Source organism: Ethanoligenens harbinense YUAN-3 (assembly GCF_000178115.2).
Classification (GTDB): domain Bacteria; phylum Bacillota; class Clostridia; order Oscillospirales; family Ethanoligenentaceae; genus Ethanoligenens; species Ethanoligenens harbinense.
Genome location: NC_014828.1, coordinates 578,526 through 598,360 on the forward strand (window position 1 = coordinate 578,526; position 19,835 = coordinate 598,360).

The following is a 19,835-nucleotide window of genomic DNA, read 5'->3' on the forward strand; positions in this document are numbered from 1 at the left end:
AAGCAGTCATCCACACGAAATTTTTGAATTGTTTATAAAAAACAGTAAAAAGGCCTAAAATCAAAAAGCCTTGCAAAATTGCAGGTTACACTGCCTGTTGCTGATAACGGCACATCTTAAAGCCTGTAATATGCCATTTTCGATGGAGGTGGCACGTTACTTACAATTATAACGGGATTTGGATATGTCCCTGTTATTTCATTACTCTAGACCCTTCATCAAATCGGGTATAGCCCAGTCTAGGACATCCTCAATCTTATGGGGGACGCAATATGGTTTTAAATCGTTGAAACATTATCAAGCCGAGCAATTCAAACAAAATCAAAGCATCATAATTTTCCCATTTAATGAAATATATATTTACGCAAAACCCTGTACCGTTACTCAAACTTCTTTGACCACGCTTACATTACGAAATCATTACGGAATCATTACACAAACATTGCAAATAAATGATGTAATTTTTTAATGTTGGATATAATATATCTAATGTGGCGAAATTTTATATTATGTCAACTCGGAACGGTTTTATTAAAGTGATTTTTCATTAAATGGGATAGCGTGTGTATGCAATAAATAAAGGGTTTATTTATTTTGCTTTTTCGGAATTGGTATAAAAACAGTTGACATGGCAGGTATATATACTCCCAATAATTCCGACAGATTGCGTACACTGCACAATGGAGTATGTATGAATACAGGAGGAAAGATATGAAAAAAAGCTATCTTAGGCGTCAATATGCAATTCTCAAAAAGACTGCGGCTATTGTATTATGCTTTGTGGTTGTCGCATCTTCGGTTATTTACAAGGGCCCGCGTGCTTTGGCAGATGACAGTGACAGCACAGGTATCGGAACAATCCAGTCTGCTGAAATCAAAGAATTGACTCCGGGACTAAATTACCAAGTGACCGAAAGTTCCAATACAGATGGATTGCAAAAAAGCCATACACTTACCTACAATCCGAAAACAGCCTCCGTGAAACCGGAGGTTACGTCAGGGCAATACATATGGGGAGCCGAAACTGTTGCACAGATGGCTGCAGAGCAGAGCGGTACAGTAGTCGCTGCCGTAAACGGCTCTTTTTTTGATATTAACAATGGAACCCCGCGTGGAGAGGTTATAGAAAACGGTGAATTAACTTCCTGCGTAGAAGGCTATGATCGCACGGGTACAACAACATATCCCAGTACCGGCACAAAGAAAAATGGATACGCACTGGTAGGTTTTCGAAAAGATGGAACGTTTGCTTGCGGTGTAGGAAACTACAGCATTAAATACACTGTTAAAGGGGCAGACGGCACAATTAAAACAAACAACTGGGATATTGACTATTTCAATAAATATTATTCTCCGATGACAAGCTGGAAGTATCTGTTTTCCAGTAAATACGGCACAAGCACCCATACAGACGCGCCTGGAACAGAAATCGTTATGGATGTTCAAAGTGGAACAATGCAGCTTGGTGGCATTGTAACGGCTAAAGTTGTAGAAAAAAAGCTAAATTCCACCGATACCCCCATCGGCGCAAATCAGTTGGTTCTCTATGCGGCAAATCAAAGCAATAAATTTTCCGACCTTTCGGACAGTCACATTAATGTTGGTGACACAGTCACCATTAGCGTAAGTGATTTAAATGAATCCACCAACCATTTTGCAGATTCAAACAATCCCGTGGTTAATGCCGTTACGGGGTTGGCTGTTCCCATTGTGGAAAATGGGCAAGTAACACAAGACGCATCACAATATGCAGACGAGCAAACACTGAATCCGCGTACGGCGATTGGCGTTAAAGCAGATGGAAGCGTTGTTTTGTTTCAAGTGGATGGCCGGCAGGACGGATGGTCTGAGGGAATGAATGGAGTGGGAATAGGCGAATATATGGTGCAGCAGGGCTGCGAACGGGCTTGTTTTTTGGATGGCGGTGGATCTTCTACGACGTTGGTGCGACAACCAGGGGATGATTCACTTTCTCTTGCCAATCGTCCAAGTGACGGTTCGGAACGCGCGGACAGCGACTGTATTCTTTTGGTGTCTACAGCAACGGTTACGCACCAGTTTGCAAGCGCATATGTCACACCCAGCCAAGAAACAGTGCCACCCCAGTCCACAGTGCAATTTTCTGCAAAGGGACGAGACAGTTCTGGGGCTTCTGCTGATTTGCCGTCATCGGGCCTACAATGGAGCTTATATGACAATTCTTATGGGACAATAGATGCGACCACCGGCGCCTTTGTTTCCAACGGAAAGTTGGGAAAAGTCAACATTATTTTGAAATATAATGGGAATGAGGTTGGTTCCGCCTCTCTGGAAATCGAAAATCCAGATTCATTTACATCTTCAGCTAACAACGTGACCATGCAGCCCGGAGATACGAAATCATTGGGGCTGACGGCCACATATCAAGGTCACACCGTCAAGTTTACCAAATCAGACGTGACCTGGAGTATTCCAGACAATTTAGGTACAGTGGATAATGATAATAATTTCGTTGCCGGGACTACTTGCGGCAGTGGGAATATCACTGCCAAATTCAATAATACGAATTTAAGCGTTACCATACATATACAGGTTGGACAAGATCCGGTTGTAGTAGAGAACTGCGAAAGTTTAACAGATGATACAACCGCGCAGTCCTTATGGACCAGTTTTCCTGGCAAGCGTGGTGAGCAAGTAAGCGTTGGTGCCAGCACTTATCCAGATTCGCCTGTGCGTTTTGGAAATCATTCTGTCAGAGTGGATTTTGACTTTACACAAGCGCAGAAAAATACAACATTAACTGCGCATGCAGGCCCAAAAACTGTGACGGAAAGTGCACAAGGCACACCCACCAGCTTTGGCGTCTGGGTATATGGAACACCAGAAACGCAGGGAATGAGCCTTTGGTTTGGGTTTGTGGATGGAAATGGAAATGATTTTGGCATGTATATGCCGCCGGAAACGGGAGAGCCTTACATTGCAAATTTAGGCCAAATTTATTGGGAAGGCTGGAAATATATCAGTATTCCGATTGACACATCTGCACATCCCGGGCCAATTAAGCTGCAGGACAATGGGTATGCCATTGATCTTATTTCATTGAAATCAGGTACAACCGGCGGCGGCCCAATGACCAAAGGCAGCATTTATTTTGATAATTTCCGATTTGTTTATGGCACAGCTAATGATGATTTGTATGCACCTATCATTGATTCAGTGAACGTGGATGGTAAAGCATACAACTCTTCTTCTGTCAATATTTCTGCGAACATCCACGACGACACATCAGACAAATACATGAGTGGAATTAACTGGGACAGAGTACGTGTTTTGGTTGATGGAAAAGACTATACCTCTGATAAACAACACTTCTCATATGACAAAGATGGTATTGTGTATCTTTCCGGCTACCAGTGGTCGGACGGCACGCACAAAGTCACGGTAGATATCCAGGATAATTTCGGGAATGAAACAACCAAGGATGTCTATTTCACCGTGAATACAGGCAATGGCTCAAAACTCAGCTTGGAGCCGCAGGCGAACAGCGTGCAGCTGGGCGGCACCGGCGGTCTGGTTTTGAAGGCGGACGATATGTCCACGGTGACCGGTGCCACGGCAACGGTCACTATCGGAAAGGGTTATCCCGTCACCAGCGTAGATTTTGCGCAGAGCGCCGCACAGAGCACCTATCAGTACGATGCTTCAACCGGCAATCTGACATTGAATATCCAGAACCGTGGCGCGGCCCAGAGTGCGGGCACACTGGCAACCATTCATGTTTCCGCGCCGAATACGGTTGCTCAGGGCAGCAGCATCGCATACAGCGCGTCCGGTGCATTCACACTGACATCGCAGACATCAACCAGCTTTATTTCCTCGTTCTCCGCATCCGGCTCGCTGTCCGTAGCCGCGGGGCTGAATATCACTGTCGGCCAGATGGTGGTCGGCTCACCGGGCACAATGACCGTAACGACAGCGGACGGCAAGGCTGCCGCAGGCGCGGATGTTACGTTTCTTTCCGCCGACGGAACAAAAACGGATCTTGGCACGACGGGTGCCGACGGAACGCTGCAATCGACTGTGCCGACGCAGACGGCACAAAAATTCACCCTTTGGGCTTCGCTCGGTGACGCATACAGCTTTGATACATCGGGCCAGTCATACAATCCTCAGTTGAGTGCGACACCGCAAAACCTGCTTGCCGGCTCGACGCAGGACGCTTCCACGGAAAAGACCTTTACCTGGATGACCAACCCGCTGCAAGGTGAAAACAAAGCCGTCATGCAGATTGCGCTCCAATCTGATTACGAGAAAAACGGAGAAAGCGCATTCAAGCATTATACCGGTACACGGCAGCTGATCACCTACTCCTCGGACAGCAGCGCGGTGGAGCTCAGCTCCGTGACGGCAACGGGGCTTTCGGCCGGAACTACTTATTCATACCGGGTGGGCGACGGAACCAACTGGTCGGATGTGCGCAGCTTTACAACGCTGAAAGCCGACGACGACCGGCTAACATTCAATGTGTTCGGCGACACACAGGTGACCAATACAAGCGGGCTGAGCGATTTCAGCACATTTCTTTCGCAGATTGAAAGCGCCGCTACAAAACCCGCGTTTTCCATCCATGTCGGCGACTTTACCGACGACCAGACAAACTTCAGTGAGATGAACATGACCGCCAACATGTTCAGCCAGCACGCGGCATTCGATTCGCTTGATGCCATCCATGTATTGGGCAACCACGAATATATGGGAGACGACGGGACAAAATCCGCAGCCATTTTGGGGCTGGCCGACAGCAATGGGCCGGATTGTGACAAAACCGGAACCTACTCGGTGGATTACGGAAACATGCACATTGCCGTGCTGGGCTGGACAGACAACGCAAGCGACATGGCAAAAAAGATGGACTGGCTGCGTCAGGACATGAAATCCACCAACAAGACATGGAAAATCATCGCCACGCACCAGCCGACCTATAATAAGAACCCGGATGACAGCAGTACGCTTTTTTACGACACGCTGCCTCAGGTTTGCGACGAATTAGGCATCGACATCGTTTTCAGCGGGCATGACCATTCTTACGGCCGCACCTATCCGATTTACAACAAAACGGCCGTGACCACCGACCCGACAAATTGCAACAGCGGCACGGTTTACATTTCCGCCGGCCACACGGGCGATAAAACCTATGATATCAATCCGGTGTACCCGGATGCGTTCGCCAAGGTGCAGGCGGAAGCCAATAAAGACGACAAGGTTTATCTGACCTGCACCGTCAACAGCAATAAAATGAACATAAAAGTAACGGATTCGGAGAACGGTGCCACCAGTGATGATGTAACGCTGACAGCACACAAAGCGGATAAGACCGCCCTTCAAAGTGGAATCACCACCGCCAAAGCCCTGCTTGCCGGCGCGCAAACAGGAGACGGAAAAAACGAATATCCGCAAAGCGCGGTGAATGGCCTTTCTTCCGCCATCATCGCCGCCCAAACCGTAAACACCGACGACGACGCAACGCCGGAAGAAGTGTGCGCTGCCATTTCATCGCTGGGCGCGGCAGTCAATACGTTTAAGAGCAACGTGGTCACGGTGGATGAGACGGCGCTGGACACACTGGTTGATACCGCGGGGCAGATTTCAGACAGCAATTCGTATACAGTTGCAAGCTGGGATACATTCCAATCCGCACTGCAGGCCGCAAAGGGTGTGCAACAGGAACTTAACCCAACACAACAGGAAATCGACAGCGCGTATAATGTGCTTGACGCGGCCCAAAAGGGGCTGGCTTCGAGCGGTGATCCCACATCTTTAAATGTGGAGATTGCATTGACAGGTGCTTATCAGCAAAGCGATTACACGGCGGATTCATGGTCCGGGTTGCAAAAGGCGCTGGAATCGGCTCAAAGCGCGATTTCCGCCCGCAGTGGCCAAACGACACTGGACGCTGCGCTGGTTGCGCTCAAAAAGGCGGTGAACACTTTGGCGGAAACCGGCACCAAACGGGATACGGGCACCGGCGTGACACTCACCGTACCGGAAGGCACGCTGCCCGTGGGTTCCAGCATGCATGTCAGTCAGATTCAGAGCGGCAAGGATTACCATACCGCCGCGTATGCAGTGCGGGATGTTAGCAGCAAATTTGTGCTCTATGATATCTCTGTTCTGCTGCAAAACGGCACGGTATGGGAACCGTCCTCCAATATATCCATACAGATTTCGCTGCCCATCCCCGCGGGATATGACACAAGCCGCCTGGCTGTGTATTACATTGACGACAATGGCAACAAGGAGATGCAGAAGGGGCATGTCGAGAACGGATATTATGTTTTTATGGCGCAGCATTTGAGCCGGTATTTGTTGGCGGAGGTAAATAACACATCGTCCGAGGAAACATCTTCCGATAATAATTCCACCGGTTCCACAAGCAGTTCGTCCACTTCCACAAGCAGCGCGTCCACGTCTTCGGCGGCAAGCGCGTCAAACCCGGATACCGGAAGCAGCTCGGTTCCGACTGCGGTTGGCGTGTTGGCTTTGGTACTGGGCACCGGCGTGTTCCTGCTCAAGACGGGCAAAAAGAAAAAATAATACGAGCCAGATACGGTTGTCTTTTCGGCAATAGGAACCCCCCGGCAAAACCGGGGGGTTCTTCATAGACGGGTAACCCTATATTACTAGCCACGCGTCACGTCGCAAATGGGGGTGTAGTTTATTTCGGCTGATGAGGGATGTTTTTTCTTCTGAACATGTATGACAAGTGCTATCGTTGAGAAAATATAGAGGAAAGGCGGTGAGATATGATGGAAGCACCCTCTATGAAAGTGAAATGTGGAGTAGAGAATTGTCATTATAACCGGCAGAATATGTGCCATGCGAATAATCTGGAAGTCAACACAATGAGCGACAAAGTTTCGGCCAGCACCAGCGATGAAACCTGTTGCAGCACTTTTGTGGATCATTCGACAAAATAACAGCCTAAACCCAAAAGGTTATGCCGGGGCATATCACCTTTAACACGCCCTGTCTATCGGTTTCCGCCGGTTGGCAGGGCGTATTCGTTTGCGTATTTACAAATTTGTAACAGTTGTGCCGCCCGATCATGTTATGCTGATGATAACTGGAGGCGAGCATATGGTTTTGCTTGGAATATTTGTCTATTTCATCTTTGCGATTTTGGGTATACTGCTGTACTTCAATGGGAAAGACGTACCTTCGGATTTGCCTAAATCCGATACACCAGATATAGCAGCCACGGAGAAAATCAACCGTTGACCGATGCCTTGACCATACGTATTCCCCAAAGATCCACTAATGGCGTTCTAATCTTGGCGGATTATAATTGTGCTGAAAACGGAACCGGTAGGATGTGGCTTTTACAGCGGAAACAAGCCTTTTGTTTTGTCGGGAAAGGAGCTATTATGAAAAAGGGACATATTGCCATCTTGTCAGCGGCAGCAATTCTTGCGGGCGCCATGCTTATTCCGCCTGTCCAGGCGGCAACGATATCGGCGCTATCCGTCTTCCGGGTTTCCGACACGAAAACCATTACGATATCCATGACGGATATTCAGGCACTTTCGGCAAAGATAAAGCAACCGGGAGAAAATAAAACCAAATCGGCTGCGCAATCGGATGCAATTTCACAGCAGTTGGACGCTTATGCGAAATCGGAAGTACAACCGCTTGGCAGCACAAAAGAATTTCATGCGTTCTCTATATATCTGCCTGAGGGTGAGGCTTTGGGAACCCCGAAGCTCTACTCGATCAGCTCCCAGACCAAAACGGTCACGCTGGATACTCAAAAGCTGAATGCCGAGCTGGCAAAGGCCGGCGCCTCGCCGCTGAGCGAAACATATAACGGAACAAAAATCAGCATCGTTACACCACCTGCGGCGATCGCGGCCTATGCCGACGCAACCCTGTTGGAAACACAGGGAGCCTATATCGACGCACCCGCCAAAGAGGTAGACGCCCTGTGGAGCAGCCTGACGAGCGCTACCGCCATCCCGGCTGATCTGCGCTCTCAGCTTGCAGCGATTGACCCCACCTCCCGCGATGTGTATCTGCCGGTGATTGAAGGGCTGGGCCGTCAGACGGATATCGGTGTCACGACCGGCTATCTCTATTCCGCAAAGGATCTGGCGCAGCTTTCCTCCGCAATTCCGAATTTCCCGGCTGCGGAGACGTTATCCAAACTGCAAAGCGACAACACAACGGTTCTGATCTGGACGAAAAACGGTATCCTGTATGCTTTGGCTGGCAAAAAATCGGACAGCGCGTTGACACAGATCGCAAGGAGCATCCATTCATGATCATTGAGGCGGTAAATCTGTCCAAAAAATATCAAAACAAGCTTGTGGTCGACTCTGTCAGTTTTTCCGTTGAAAAAGGGCAGGTCTACGGTTTTTTGGGCCCGAATGGAGCCGGGAAAAGCACGTGCATCAAGATGCTGATGGGACTGGTTTTTCCTACTTCCGGGAAAGGACAGGTGCTCGGCAAACCCCTCGGTGATGTATCGGCTCGCATGAAACTCGGGTATTTGCCGGAGCTGTTTCGATACCAGGAATGGATGACCGGCGAGGATCTGCTTGATTTTCATTCCAGCTTGTTCCGGCTCAAGCCAGACCGGCAGCGCAACGCCGGCGTGCTCAGGCGCGTCGGCCTGTTGGGGCAGGAAAAGTATAAAGTGGGTAGCTACTCAAAAGGTATGCAGCAGCGTATCGGGCTTGCCTGCGCGCTGCTGCCCAACCCAGAACTTCTCTTTCTGGACGAGCCCACCTCCGCGCTGGATCCAATCGGGCGAAAAGAGGTTCGCAATATCATTCTGGATCTGCAAAAAGAAGGCACAACCGTTTTTTTAAATAGTCACCTGCTTAGCGAGGTGGAGGCGGTCAGCGATTATATCACCATCATCAACAAAGGTTCCGTTGTGAGATCCGGAGCGATCCATGACCTTCTGATGAAACAAATCAACTTGAAAGTGACGTGCTCCCCCATCGCCGAGGAGCTGTTTTCAAACTTGAAACAGCACTTTGATGCGGAACTGAAGCCCCAAGGTCCAGATGGCACCCTTTATTTCAGGCTTACCAACACCGATTCTGTCCATGAAATCGCTTCCTTTCTGATTTCACAGGGGCTGGAGTTGTATGAGCTTACTCCCCAGCACGAAACCCTGGAAAGTCTGTTTTTAAATGCGGTTGGGGAGGGAAGCGCAACATGAAATCGATCATGACCGTTACGCTGAAAGAGGCTATCCGCAAGAAAACCTTTCTGGTCATGGGCATCATCACGGTTTTATATCTGATTTTCTGGGTCGCAATCCTGAACTATTTTCAGAATGCGCATTTAAGTAGCCGGAGCGTGGATTTTAAACCGCTCGCCTCCATCATGCTGACACAAACGGTTTTGCAGTTTTCCTCCATGATTATGTGCTTGCTCACGATTGTTCTGGGAGCCGGTGCCGTTTCATCCGAGTTGGAAACAGGAATGATCCATGCCATGTTATCCAGGCCGTTGGGGCGTGCGGAATATATCCTGGGGAAATTTTTCGGGCTGGCTATTCTCATATCTGCCTATGCGACTGGACTGATGGCGGCAATTCTGATTATTGGTCGGGCGTATTCGCTGGACACCATCATTGCGCTTTCGTTTCCGCAGATCGTACAAAGTTGGTTGATTTATATTTGCGTTCCACTGGCGGTATTATGCGTAACACTTTATGGCTCTATTTCGCTAAAAACCGTGCCGAACGGGTTGCTCATGATTTTCGTTTATATTCTCGGGAATATTGGCGGCATAGTGGAAATGATCGGGAATTACATCAATAGCAAAGTAATCAACAGCGTCGGGATTCTGATCAGTTTGATTTCTCCGTTTCACACATTATATGCGTCAGCAGAACGGGTTTTGCTGCCCTCATCGGGAATTGCCGGTGAACTGGTGCGCGGCGCAGGCGGACTGACCGGCAGCGGGCAACCTGCCTCGGTTGTTATGTACCTTTATATTGCATTCTACGCCATTGGCTTTTTACTCATTTCGATTAGGAAGTTTAGAAAACTTGACATTACTTGAATGGTTCTGACCCAAAGCGGACGTATACTACGATCTACCGTGAAATGGATGCTCACAGAAAATGAAAACCCACACGGAAAGACCCGTCAGCAGCCGAAATGTCCATATGGTCGGGGTTGATCGAGGGGGTGTGGAAAGCACCGCTCACGGCGCCAACCAGGCAGACTGTGGGCGGTGTTTTGTCATAATGAGATGCAAACGTTCCTAATTGTTATGTCGTTTTAGAAGCGGGCGTCTGTCAAAACAAACGCGCGAAACCCCATGTTATCCTTTGCTGATAAAAAATATCCGTTGCTGATAGGATGTGAAGAGCAAAACATCTCCCCCCTGATATCTCTTGAAGGGAATGGTGGTTTGGAAGGCCATAGAACAGTATACATTTATTGCATGCACATAAAAAAAGAAGCAGCCATTGAAGTCGCAGGATTTGAATATAGAACCGATTGCTTTCTTGCAGGTTTTGCTATATGCAACGAGCAAAATTGCCGCAATGAGAGCTGCAACTTATGGCATTTCCGCACGTCGACTAAGAAAGGTACGCACAATTCTCTTGATCCCGAATTAAAATTGAAATGAATATAACAGAACATCCAATCAGGCCGGAATTGCATTCCCGCGCGGATCGTACCAATCACCCACTGTACCTAAAAAACATAGTACGGGATCGTTGCGATTTGCCGGATTACGGACCCGTTCTCCGGATTCGGGAAATACTCCAAACAGAACCACGATGCAATATGCCCTCTACCGGCAATCAAGCCGGTAGAGGGCATACAATTTTGCGGCGTATGTCGATTACGCTAAAATAGAGAAAGCTGCGGAAGCGCTTGTGGCGCTGGGTGTTGTATCATTCGTGCCAGTAGAAGTCGTGCTGACTGCGGAAGATGCCAGGCTATCGGTTAAGGCATCGGAAAAAGAAGTGGATGTGGCTCCCTGCGTGGGATCTGTGCTTTGGGTGGAACTCGTGTAGTGGTGATGGTGGCCGCCGTGTCTATGGACAGCCTGCGTGGATGAGGTCGTGCTGCTGGTGGCTTGCGTTGAAGCATATGGATTGTTGGAAACCCCACTGATTGCGCTCATGATAGTTCCTTTCTGCTGCGTTTGTACGTCTACCGCTATTTTATTGCATTGGCAGAGAGAAGTCTTACAATGCGTGGGAAGATTCTGTAAAAAATCAATGAATAAACCATGAACGGAAAAGTCGGTTCATCTGCGGGACCCGGTTACAGAAAGCAACCGGATCCCGTTTCTCATCTTGTGGGTATCGAAGGGAACCCTATCGACACCAAACGGATTGGAAGCACCCGTCAAACTATTGCCTGTTCGGAATCAATCTCATTGGCAACGGATACCTGGCGGTGTACTTTAAAGTGAAAGGCGATATTTTTTGTAAGTGCATGGTTTGCCCGGCATCCCGAACCGGCGTGGAAGCTGGCGATGGCCGGTCCATATATGGGACTTGTCGGTGAAGTATTTTCATAACCGCATGTAGGTGTGATTGGTTGCATTTTTTTTTGATAAATGTTTTAATGGGAGCAGAACTTCTATCAATCCTATAAAAACACGGGCCATATCGGTCAATATATAGGGGGATAGCAGGAATGTGCGGTAGGAGATGGGGAAAATGGTGCAAGAACGTTTAGAAAAAATCAAAGCATTGCTTTCTGCCAACGGTATGGTAAAAGCCAATGAGCTGACGCGCCAACTGGGTGTTTCCATCGAAACGGTGCGCAGGGATCTGGAGTTTTTAGAAAAATGCGGATTGCTCAAGCGGGTCTACGGCGGCGGAATTGCCAACAATACCCGTGGAATTGAGCGCAATTATAGCAGCAGGGAATGTCTGCATATGGACGAAAAGCGCGCAATTGCAAAAAAAACCGCCTCGCTGGTGAACGATGGCGACGCATTGGTCATGGATCTTGGCACCACCACGCTGGAAGTGGCCAAATGCCTGGCGGATAAAAATGAGCTGACCATCCTGACGAATTCCCTGCCGGTGGGTATGGAGATGGTGAAAAACAGGAGCTGCCATGTCTATATGCTGGGCGGGGAGCTACGTGACGGCGATTTTTCCACTTCCGGCCTGCTTGCGACCAGCGGCCTTTCCAATTTTCGTGTGGATAAAGCCATCTTTGGGGCCAGCGGCGTTTCACCGAAAAACGGCGTGACCGATTATCATGTGGAGGAGGCCAATGTCCGCCGCAGGATGATGGAGATTGCAGATAAAGTGATTCTTTGTACCGATTCCAGCAAATTTGCGATCAGCGCTTTTGTGCATGTGTGTGATGTGACCGATATCGACGTGATTGTAACGGATTCCGGTGTTTCGCAGCAGATGGTCGATGCGTTTGACGGACTTGCGGTGGAACTCAGCATCGCGCAGGTGACGGATTTGTGATGTTTTGCAGGCATGTTGACTGGTTGTGTGGATTTTTGGCAATGTAATTACATGATTATTACAATATCTTTACAATATCTTGATGGTTCCGCTGTCGAAAAAAGAGCTATAATGCAGTTGTGCAAAAGGGAATAAACCACAAAACGACAGACGGAGGAATCGCATCCATGAAAATGAAAAAGCAAAAGGCTGCGGCTCTGCTGATGGCGCTTGTGCTTGCCAGCGGTGCGCTGGCCGGCTGCAAAACCAGCACTACAGGCGCCGCCTCCACAGCCAGCGGCAGCACAAACGATCTCAACAGCATGAGTTTGGCGCAGATCACGGCCGAAGCCAAAAAGGAAGGCTCCCTGCAGTCGGTGGGTATGCCGGACGACTGGGCCAACTGGGGCGACACGTGGACGCAGTATACCGCCAAATACGGCATCAAGCATCAGGATACCGACATGTCTTCCGCTGAGGAACTGGCTATTTTCCAATCGGAGAAAAACAATCCCACCAAGGATATTGGTGACGTGGGGCAGTCATTTGGCCCGCTCGCGGTACAGAAAGATCTTGTGCAGGCTTATAAGACACCGTATTGGAACGATATCCCCAGCTGGGCGAAGGACAAAGACGGCAAATGGATCGTGGGCTATTACGGCACCATTTCGTTCATGACCAACACCGATTCTGTTAAGAACCCGCCGAAATCTTGGAGCGATATCCTCAATGGCAACTACAAAGTCTGTGTCGGCGACGTGACCAAAGCCAATCAGTCACAGAACGCCGTGCTGGCGGCAGCCATTGCCATGGGCGGCAGCGAGAAGAATATCCAGCCGGGCATCGATTTCTTCGCGAAACTGGCTGCGCAGGGTCGGCTTGATATGGGTGACAGCTCCATGACCCGCCTGGAAAAGGGCGACGTGCAGGTCGTGATCCTCTGGGATTACCTGAGCCTGGGCTACCGCGACAAGGTCAAGCAGAGCGGCAGCACGGTCAATTACGACGTGACCGTTCCGACCGACGGTTCCGTGGAAGGCGGTTATGCGGAGGTCATCAACAAATACGCACCGCATCCGGCGGCCGCGGCACTGGCCAGGGACTACATCCTTTCCGATCAGGGCCAGATCAACCTCGCCAAAGGCTATGCCCGCCCCATCCGCAGCGATGTGAAGCTGCCCGCCGATGTCAAAGCCAAGCTGCTGCCCGATTCCGAATACAAGAAGGCGCGGCCGGTCAAAGATTTTGATGCGTGGGACAAGACGGCTGAGCAACTGCCCGAGATGTGGCAGGAACAGGTTCTCTCCAAGCAGAAAAGCTGAAATTTAAAGAATATCTCTTCGGATGCGCATATGGGTTTGCCGCCCATATGCGCGGTTTTTTGAAAGGATTTCGATATGGGGAAAGTGATCTTTGTCGTATTGGACGGCCTGAATCTGGCAGCGAGCCGCCATATGGGATTCATGGAGCATCTGGCCGAAACAGGTGTGGCGCAGAAATGCACGGTCCGGGCGGAGCTGCCCACCCTTTCGCGCCCGCTTTACGAGGTGCTGCTTACCGGAGTGCCTGTTTTTGAACATGAGGTGTTCAGCAACAGTATCTGCCGCCTGTCAAAAGAGCAGCACGTGTTCTCGCTGGCGCGGGCTGCCGGGCGCACTACGGCGGCGGCGGCCTACTATTGGATGAGCGAACTTTATAACCGGGCGCCGTTTGCGCCAGCCGATCGCTTTCAACTGGATGTGGATCGCCCCATTCAGCACGGTATTTTTTATTTTGAAGACAGCTACCCCGACTCGCACCTGTTCTGCGACGCGGAATTTCTCCGCCTGGCATACCGACCGGATTTTTTGCTTGTGCATTCCATGAACGTAGATGACGCCGGGCACAAATACGGCGGTGACAGTGCGGAATATGCCGCCGCCGCTGCAAAAGCGGACGGTATTCTGGCGCATGTGATCAAAGACTGGCTGGCAGACGGGTACGCCGTGGTCGTCACGGCCGACCACGGCATGAATGCTTCCCGTTTCCACAACGGCACAAGTGATGAGGAGCGGCTGGTGCCGCTGTATATCGCGGGCGTACCGGTGGCAGGCGAAGATGCGGCGTGCATGCAGCAACTGGCGGTAGCGCCGCTATTGTGCGAGCTGTTGGGCGTGCCAAAAAGCAGCAAAATGCTGCGGCAAGGTCCGTTCACGATCCGGGAAAGTTGAGTGCTATGAAAAAGATAGGGAAGTGTCTTCTGCCGCTGCTCCCGTTCCTGCTGTTGGTTTTTCTGTTTGAATTGCTCCCCATCGTGATGATGGCTGTTACCAGCTTCCAGTCGCAGACGACGGGCGGGTTCACCCTGTTGAATTACTGGAATATTTTTACCAAGCGGTATTACTGGGAAGCGATTATCAACAGCGTATCCATTTCGGTTTTTTCTTCACTGGTGGGCATCGGGGTCGCGTTTCTCGGGGGAATGGCGCTGCAGAACGTGTCCGGCCGTACAAAGAATGCGTTCAGCACTTTGCTCAACATCACGTCAAATTTTGCCGGGATCCCGCTGGCTATCGCCTATGTGGTGTTGTTGGGCAACACAGGCATTCTGGTGCTGTTGGGCAAAACGTGCGGCTGGCAGTGGCTGGCCGGTTTTAACTTGTACAGCATCAATGGGCTGGGGCTCATCTATATTTATTTTCAGATTCCGGTTTCCACGCTGCTGCTCATGCCGGCTTTTGCGGGCATCCGCGGCGAGTGGATGGAATCTGCCGAACTGCTGCATGCCTCTAGGTGGCGTTTTTGGTTCCACGTGGGGTTGCCGGTGATGCTGCCCAGTCTGGTGGGGACATTCTGCTTCCTGTTTGCCAACTCGATGGCGGCCTACGCGTCGGCTTACGCGCTCATGGGGAGCAACTTCTCCCTGATGACGACGCTGATCTCCAGCATGATTTCCGGCGACGTTTTCCCGCAGTATGGGCTGAGCTCCGCACTGTCGGTCGTCATGATCGTGCTGGTGGGCGCGGCGATCCTCATCAGCCACTGGCTTTCTAACCGCGACGGAAAAGGGGAGGGCGCACATGAGGCGTAAACCGGTCGTTTCCATCATCATCCTGTGTGTCATCGGCGTGTTTCTCGTCGTCCCGCTGATCGCGATGATCGGGTATTCTTTTTTTGATGATCGCGGGTTCACCCTGCAATTTTATCAGAGCTTTCTGGGCATGGCTGATTTTCTGCCCATGCTGGCCAACTCGATCTGGCTGTCCGCCGTTTCGGTGCTGCTTTGCATGGTGATTCTGCTGTTGGCCCTGTTTGCCGTTTTGGTATATGCGCCGGGGCTGGAAAAATACCTGCAAATCCTCTGCATGGTGCCGTATTCCATCCAGGGCGTTATTCTGGCCACCAGCCTGTTGACACTGTATGCCAATGCGGACGGATTTTTCTCCAACCGGGTGCTGCTGTTGGTGCTTGCGTATTGTATTGTGATTCTGCCATATATGTACCAGGGGATGCGCAACAGCCTGCATACCATCGCCGTGCGGCAGATTCTGGAGAGCGCGGAGATACTGGGCGCGGGCAAACTCTATACGTTCTGGTTCATCATTGTGCCGAACATTCTGTCGGGCATCACGGTCTCCATCCTGCTTTCCACTGGCATCGTGTTCGGCGATTTTGCCGTTATCAACCTGTTGGCCAGTAGTTATATTGAGACAATGATGATGTATATGGCCAGGGCGCGCAGCCTTTCCGGCCACCAAACCAGCGCGGTTGTCATCGTTTTCTTTGCAGTGATGGGCCTTCTGGCTGCGGGAATGCTCGCGTTTGCCGGACGCAAACAGGTGAAAAAAGAAAAAGGCTGATACGGAAAACTTCGGGCGGGAGGACGCTATGAGTTATATTGCGCTGGAATCGATCGAAAAACGATTTGGTAAACAGCATGTGCTGAAAAACATCCATCTGGAACTGGGAAAAGGGGAGTTTGCATCGCTGCTGGGGCCGTCGGGCTGCGGCAAAAGCACGTTGCTGCGCTGTATCGCCGGGCTGGAAACAGTTACGTCCGGTAGCATCTGCATCGACGGTATAGACGTGACCGGCCGCTCACCAAAAGAGCGCGCGGTCGGCATGGTGTTCCAGCAATACAGTCTTTTCCCCAATATGACAGTGGAGCAAAACATTGGGTTCGGGCTGAAGATGATGCATGTGCCTAAACAGGAGATACGTGAGCGAGTGCGGGCGATGCTTGATACCGTGGCGCTTACGGGCAGTGAGAAGAAAAAACCGGCGCAGCTGTCGGGCGGTATGCAACAGCGTGTAGCGCTTGCCCGTGCGCTTATCACCAGGCCCAAGGTGCTGCTGCTGGACGAACCGCTCAGTGCCATCGACGCCAAGCTGCGCAAGGATCTGCAGACGGAGATCCGGCGCATCCAGAAAGAAACCAATATCACCACGGTCTTTGTCACACACGACCAAAGTGAAGCGATGCTGATGTCCGACACCATCCACATCATGCACGAGGGTGTGATCGAGCAGTCCGGCTGCCCAAGCGACATTTATGTCGCGCCCAAAACGCCGTTTGCCGCCGGATTTATCGGCAACTACAATCTGCTGAGCGCCGCCGCATTTCAAAAACTGACTGCCGCAGAGATCGAAGGAGAAAACGTGGCCATTCGGCCGGAGGTCATCGGCATCTCGAAAGAAAAGCCGGATTGCGACGAGGATACGATTTGTGCGCAGGGCGTGGTGGTGGAGTCGCTTCTGCATGGGAATATCTTGTCTTATCAAGTGCGGTGCGGCGACTGCATCCTGAAAACGGATGTGCTCTACCGCACGGTGGACCGTTTTGAAAACAACGCACCGGTCTGGCTTTGTTTCAGCGGGAAGGACTTTGTGGCGCTTTGAACGGATTTTTGTTTTTCGGGGTTGTGTGAATGAAAGAAGAAATCAAAGGCGTGCTGTTCGATAAGGATGGCACACTGTTGGACGCGGACAGCTTGTGGGTGCCGGTGGGCGAAGATGTGGCCGATGCGGTCGTGCAGCGTGGAGGGATGGGCAGCGAGGGTCGCGCGGTCGTTCTGGAAAGAATCGGGGTATCCGGCGGCAGGATTATCCCCAACAGCCCGCTGGCCAGCGGCACCACGCGGGATGTCGCGCAGGCGGCCTGCATGGTGCTGCGGGAGCGGCGGATTCCCTGTGCGGTGGACGCACTTTCCCGCGAGCTGCACGCGGTCATCGTGGAATCGGTGCCGCGACACGCGCAGCATATCCGTCCACTTGGCGACCTGCAGCGGCTGTTTTTGTTTTTGAAGCGGCGCGGCATAAAGATCGGACTGGCCACTTCTGATCTGTATGAAACGGCGGTGATCTGCCTGACCAAACTGCATGTGTTGGAGTTTTTTGATTTTGTGGGTGCGGACACGGGTAGCGAACGTCCCAAACCCGCGCCCGATCTGCTCAACCGTTTTTGCAGTACCTGCGGCCTGCGTGCGGAAGAGGTGGCGATGGTCGGTGATTCCCGGGTGGACATGCAGATGGCCAAAGACGGAGGCGCCGGCCTGGCGGTGGTGATCGGCGAGCGGGATATGGAGAACGCCGATTATCGTATCACCACGCTGGACGATCTGGTGGTGGAAAACGAGCGTTTGCTCTGGGCATAGGCCCGGGCCAATGTGCAAAAACCGGCGGTGCCGGATATACTAAATGGCTGCCGTATAATCAGCTCAAAGATAACCAAAGCAAACCGCCTGGGTAAGCCGCTTGTGGCAAGCCCAGGCGGTTTGCTTTATGCAGGCAGTCTTGTTTTGGCGAGGCTGTTCACAAAAAGCCTGCCCGACGGCCGTCTTGAGATAAAGCAAACGATTAACCGACCGCATGATCGTAATGCCGACCATATCGGAATAAAGAATTTGCGGCATCGAAGTCCTATGGATATACCGGAAGCCGAACCGATCCTCACACAGACAGATTTTGCAGAAAATTGCCCGCTATATAACAAAGGGCCGGGCGCGCCGCCTGTGAAAAACGCCGTGGGTGATGTAAGGACCTTATAGCCCGCCATCCTCTCAAGATCAGCGGAAAAGATGGACGGCCGCGCCTGCCGGTGCCGGTATGACCGTCGGCTTTTCCAAATGGGAAAAGCCGATATTCCTCAAATACTTCGAGCGCCGGTGCGTGGTGTGATGAATACCCGTTCCGTATGGCAGAGTGGCGTAGATATACGCCGGAGACAAACTGGGGATGAAAGAACATGTTTCATGGAAAAGAAAAAAGCACTGAAATAAAAGAAAAACATCTGCCAACAAGGTTGAGGCAGATGAAATAAACGGTCCGATTCCAAGCAAAACGGAAGCATCTTATGGATTTGTATTTCAAAACGGGTGATCTGCCGGCGTTGCTCTATGCAGCGACCGGATTGTTTTTTATAAGTGGGTCAGCAACACACGGCCGTTTCCCGTAAGCGTGTATGCACCACTGCCCGCCGGCAGGAACACGGTGTCTCCCGCATGCATTTTCAGCACATGATCCCCGTTTTTCAGAGACAACGCGCCGTCCGGGCAGGTCAGCGCTTGAAACGAGACGTCTGTTACGTCAAGTGCCGCCGTTCTTTCCACGTTAAGCAAATCAACGGTAAAATACGGGCAGGAAGCCAGTGTCTGGCGGGAATATCCGTCCAGATGCTCTGTTTCGGATTTTGTCTCTTCTGCGACCGGGTGCAGAGAAGTAACCGCCAAAGCCTTTTCCACATGCAGTTCACGGGGCTTTCCATCTTTTCCTATGCGCCCGTAATCATAAACACGGTAGGTCAAATTGGAACTCTGCTGAATTTCCGCAACCAGGCAGCCCTTGCCGATGGCATGGATCGTGCCGGAACGGATCATGAACACATCGCCCTTATGTACCGGCACCGTGTTCAGCACGTCCAGTAATGTGTTTTCTGCAATGCGCTTGCGGAATTCCTCGGCGGAAATTTCTTTTTTAAAACCGTAAATGAGGGAAGCGCCCGGCACACAGTCCACCACGTACCACATCTCGGTTTTGCCGAAACCGTGCTCATATTTGAGCGCGTATGCATCATCTGGATGTACCTGAATGGAAAGATTGTCATTCGCATCGATCAGCTTGATAAGAATCGGAAATTCTGAAAAACGCTCGCAGTTCTTGCCGAGCACCTCTTTGCCAAACAGATCGGCATAAGCGACGAATGTCTCGCCTGCATACGGGCCGTCCGCAATGGTGCTTTGCCCTGCGGGATGGCAGGACAATTCCCAGCTTTCCGCCGTCCGCGCATAGGGGGAGTCCTTGTGAAAACGGGTGGTCAGTATGTCTCCGCCCCAAATATAGTCTTTAAACGCCGGCGTCATCTTCATGGGGTAACGAATCAATTCCTGTTTCATCCAAATCCTCCGTTTCATGTCGCAGACAAATT

The 19,835-nt window shown here is 51.0% G+C and carries 14 protein-coding genes; 13 read left to right on the top strand and 1 reads right to left on the bottom strand.

Features of this window, described 5'->3' with window-relative positions:
* The first annotated feature begins 711 nt into the window (after positions 1-711).
* The 13 genes from ETHHA_RS14340 (at position 712) to ETHHA_RS02890 (ending at position 18,066) form a co-directional block, all read left to right on the top strand.
* Positions 712-6,573 carry a phosphodiester glycosidase family protein gene (locus tag ETHHA_RS14340; protein WP_013484501.1) on the top strand — a complete coding sequence of 1,954 codons (5,862 nt, stop codon included), beginning with the start codon at positions 712-714 and terminating at the stop codon, positions 6,571-6,573.
* Between the two features lie 227 nt (positions 6,574-6,800).
* Positions 6,801-6,956, top strand: a complete 156-nt coding sequence (locus ETHHA_RS15990; protein ID WP_278244200.1) for a DUF1540 domain-containing protein — start codon at positions 6,801-6,803, stop codon at positions 6,954-6,956.
* A gap of 88 nt (positions 6,957-7,044) precedes the next feature.
* Entirely contained in the window at positions 7,045-7,257 is a 213-nt protein-coding gene (locus tag ETHHA_RS15955) for a hypothetical protein (RefSeq protein ID WP_041686607.1), read from the top strand.
* 146 nt (positions 7,258-7,403) lie between these two features.
* Positions 7,404-8,297, top strand: coding sequence for a hypothetical protein (locus ETHHA_RS02845; RefSeq protein ID WP_041686608.1), 894 nt, complete (start codon positions 7,404-7,406; stop codon positions 8,295-8,297).
* The gene (locus ETHHA_RS02850) at positions 8,294-9,205 is read left to right on the top strand and encodes an ABC transporter ATP-binding protein (RefSeq protein ID WP_013484505.1); all 912 of its coding nucleotides are present in this window, start codon (positions 8,294-8,296) and stop codon (positions 9,203-9,205) included. The genes ETHHA_RS02845 and ETHHA_RS02850 overlap by 4 nt, the downstream gene beginning before the upstream one ends.
* Complete coding sequence (locus ETHHA_RS02855) at positions 9,202-10,056, top strand: ABC transporter permease (protein WP_013484506.1); 855 nt, start codon at positions 9,202-9,204, stop codon at positions 10,054-10,056. The genes ETHHA_RS02850 and ETHHA_RS02855 overlap by 4 nt, the downstream gene beginning before the upstream one ends.
* A gap of 1,624 nt (positions 10,057-11,680) precedes the next feature.
* Positions 11,681-12,454 (top strand): DeoR/GlpR family DNA-binding transcription regulator, encoded by a 774-nt coding sequence (locus ETHHA_RS02860; protein WP_013484507.1) that lies wholly within the window; start codon positions 11,681-11,683, stop codon positions 12,452-12,454.
* Positions 12,455-12,621: 167 nt separating this feature from the next.
* Positions 12,622-13,755, top strand: coding sequence for an ABC transporter substrate-binding protein (locus ETHHA_RS02865; RefSeq protein WP_013484508.1), 1,134 nt, complete (start codon positions 12,622-12,624; stop codon positions 13,753-13,755).
* A gap of 75 nt (positions 13,756-13,830) precedes the next feature.
* Positions 13,831-14,643 (top strand): alkaline phosphatase family protein, encoded by an 813-nt coding sequence (locus ETHHA_RS02870; protein ID WP_013484509.1) that lies wholly within the window; start codon positions 13,831-13,833, stop codon positions 14,641-14,643.
* Between the two features lie 5 nt (positions 14,644-14,648).
* A complete protein-coding gene (locus tag ETHHA_RS02875; RefSeq protein WP_013484510.1) occupies positions 14,649-15,503 on the top strand; it encodes an ABC transporter permease in 855 nt (284 codons plus the stop codon).
* The gene (locus tag ETHHA_RS02880; protein WP_013484511.1) at positions 15,493-16,272 is read left to right on the top strand and encodes an ABC transporter permease; all 780 of its coding nucleotides are present in this window, start codon (positions 15,493-15,495) and stop codon (positions 16,270-16,272) included. The genes ETHHA_RS02875 and ETHHA_RS02880 overlap by 11 nt, the downstream gene beginning before the upstream one ends.
* A gap of 28 nt (positions 16,273-16,300) precedes the next feature.
* Positions 16,301-17,311, top strand: coding sequence for an ABC transporter ATP-binding protein (locus ETHHA_RS02885; RefSeq protein ID WP_013484512.1), 1,011 nt, complete (start codon positions 16,301-16,303; stop codon positions 17,309-17,311).
* Between the two features lie 29 nt (positions 17,312-17,340).
* The gene (locus tag ETHHA_RS02890; RefSeq protein ID WP_013484513.1) at positions 17,341-18,066 is read left to right on the top strand and encodes an HAD family hydrolase; all 726 of its coding nucleotides are present in this window, start codon (positions 17,341-17,343) and stop codon (positions 18,064-18,066) included.
* 762 nt (positions 18,067-18,828) lie between these two features.
* Here the strand turns inward: ETHHA_RS02890 and ETHHA_RS02900 are convergent.
* Positions 18,829-19,803, bottom strand: a complete 975-nt coding sequence (locus tag ETHHA_RS02900) for a type I phosphomannose isomerase catalytic subunit (protein WP_013484515.1) — start codon at positions 19,801-19,803, stop codon at positions 18,829-18,831.
* Between the last annotated feature and the right edge of the window lie 32 nt (positions 19,804-19,835).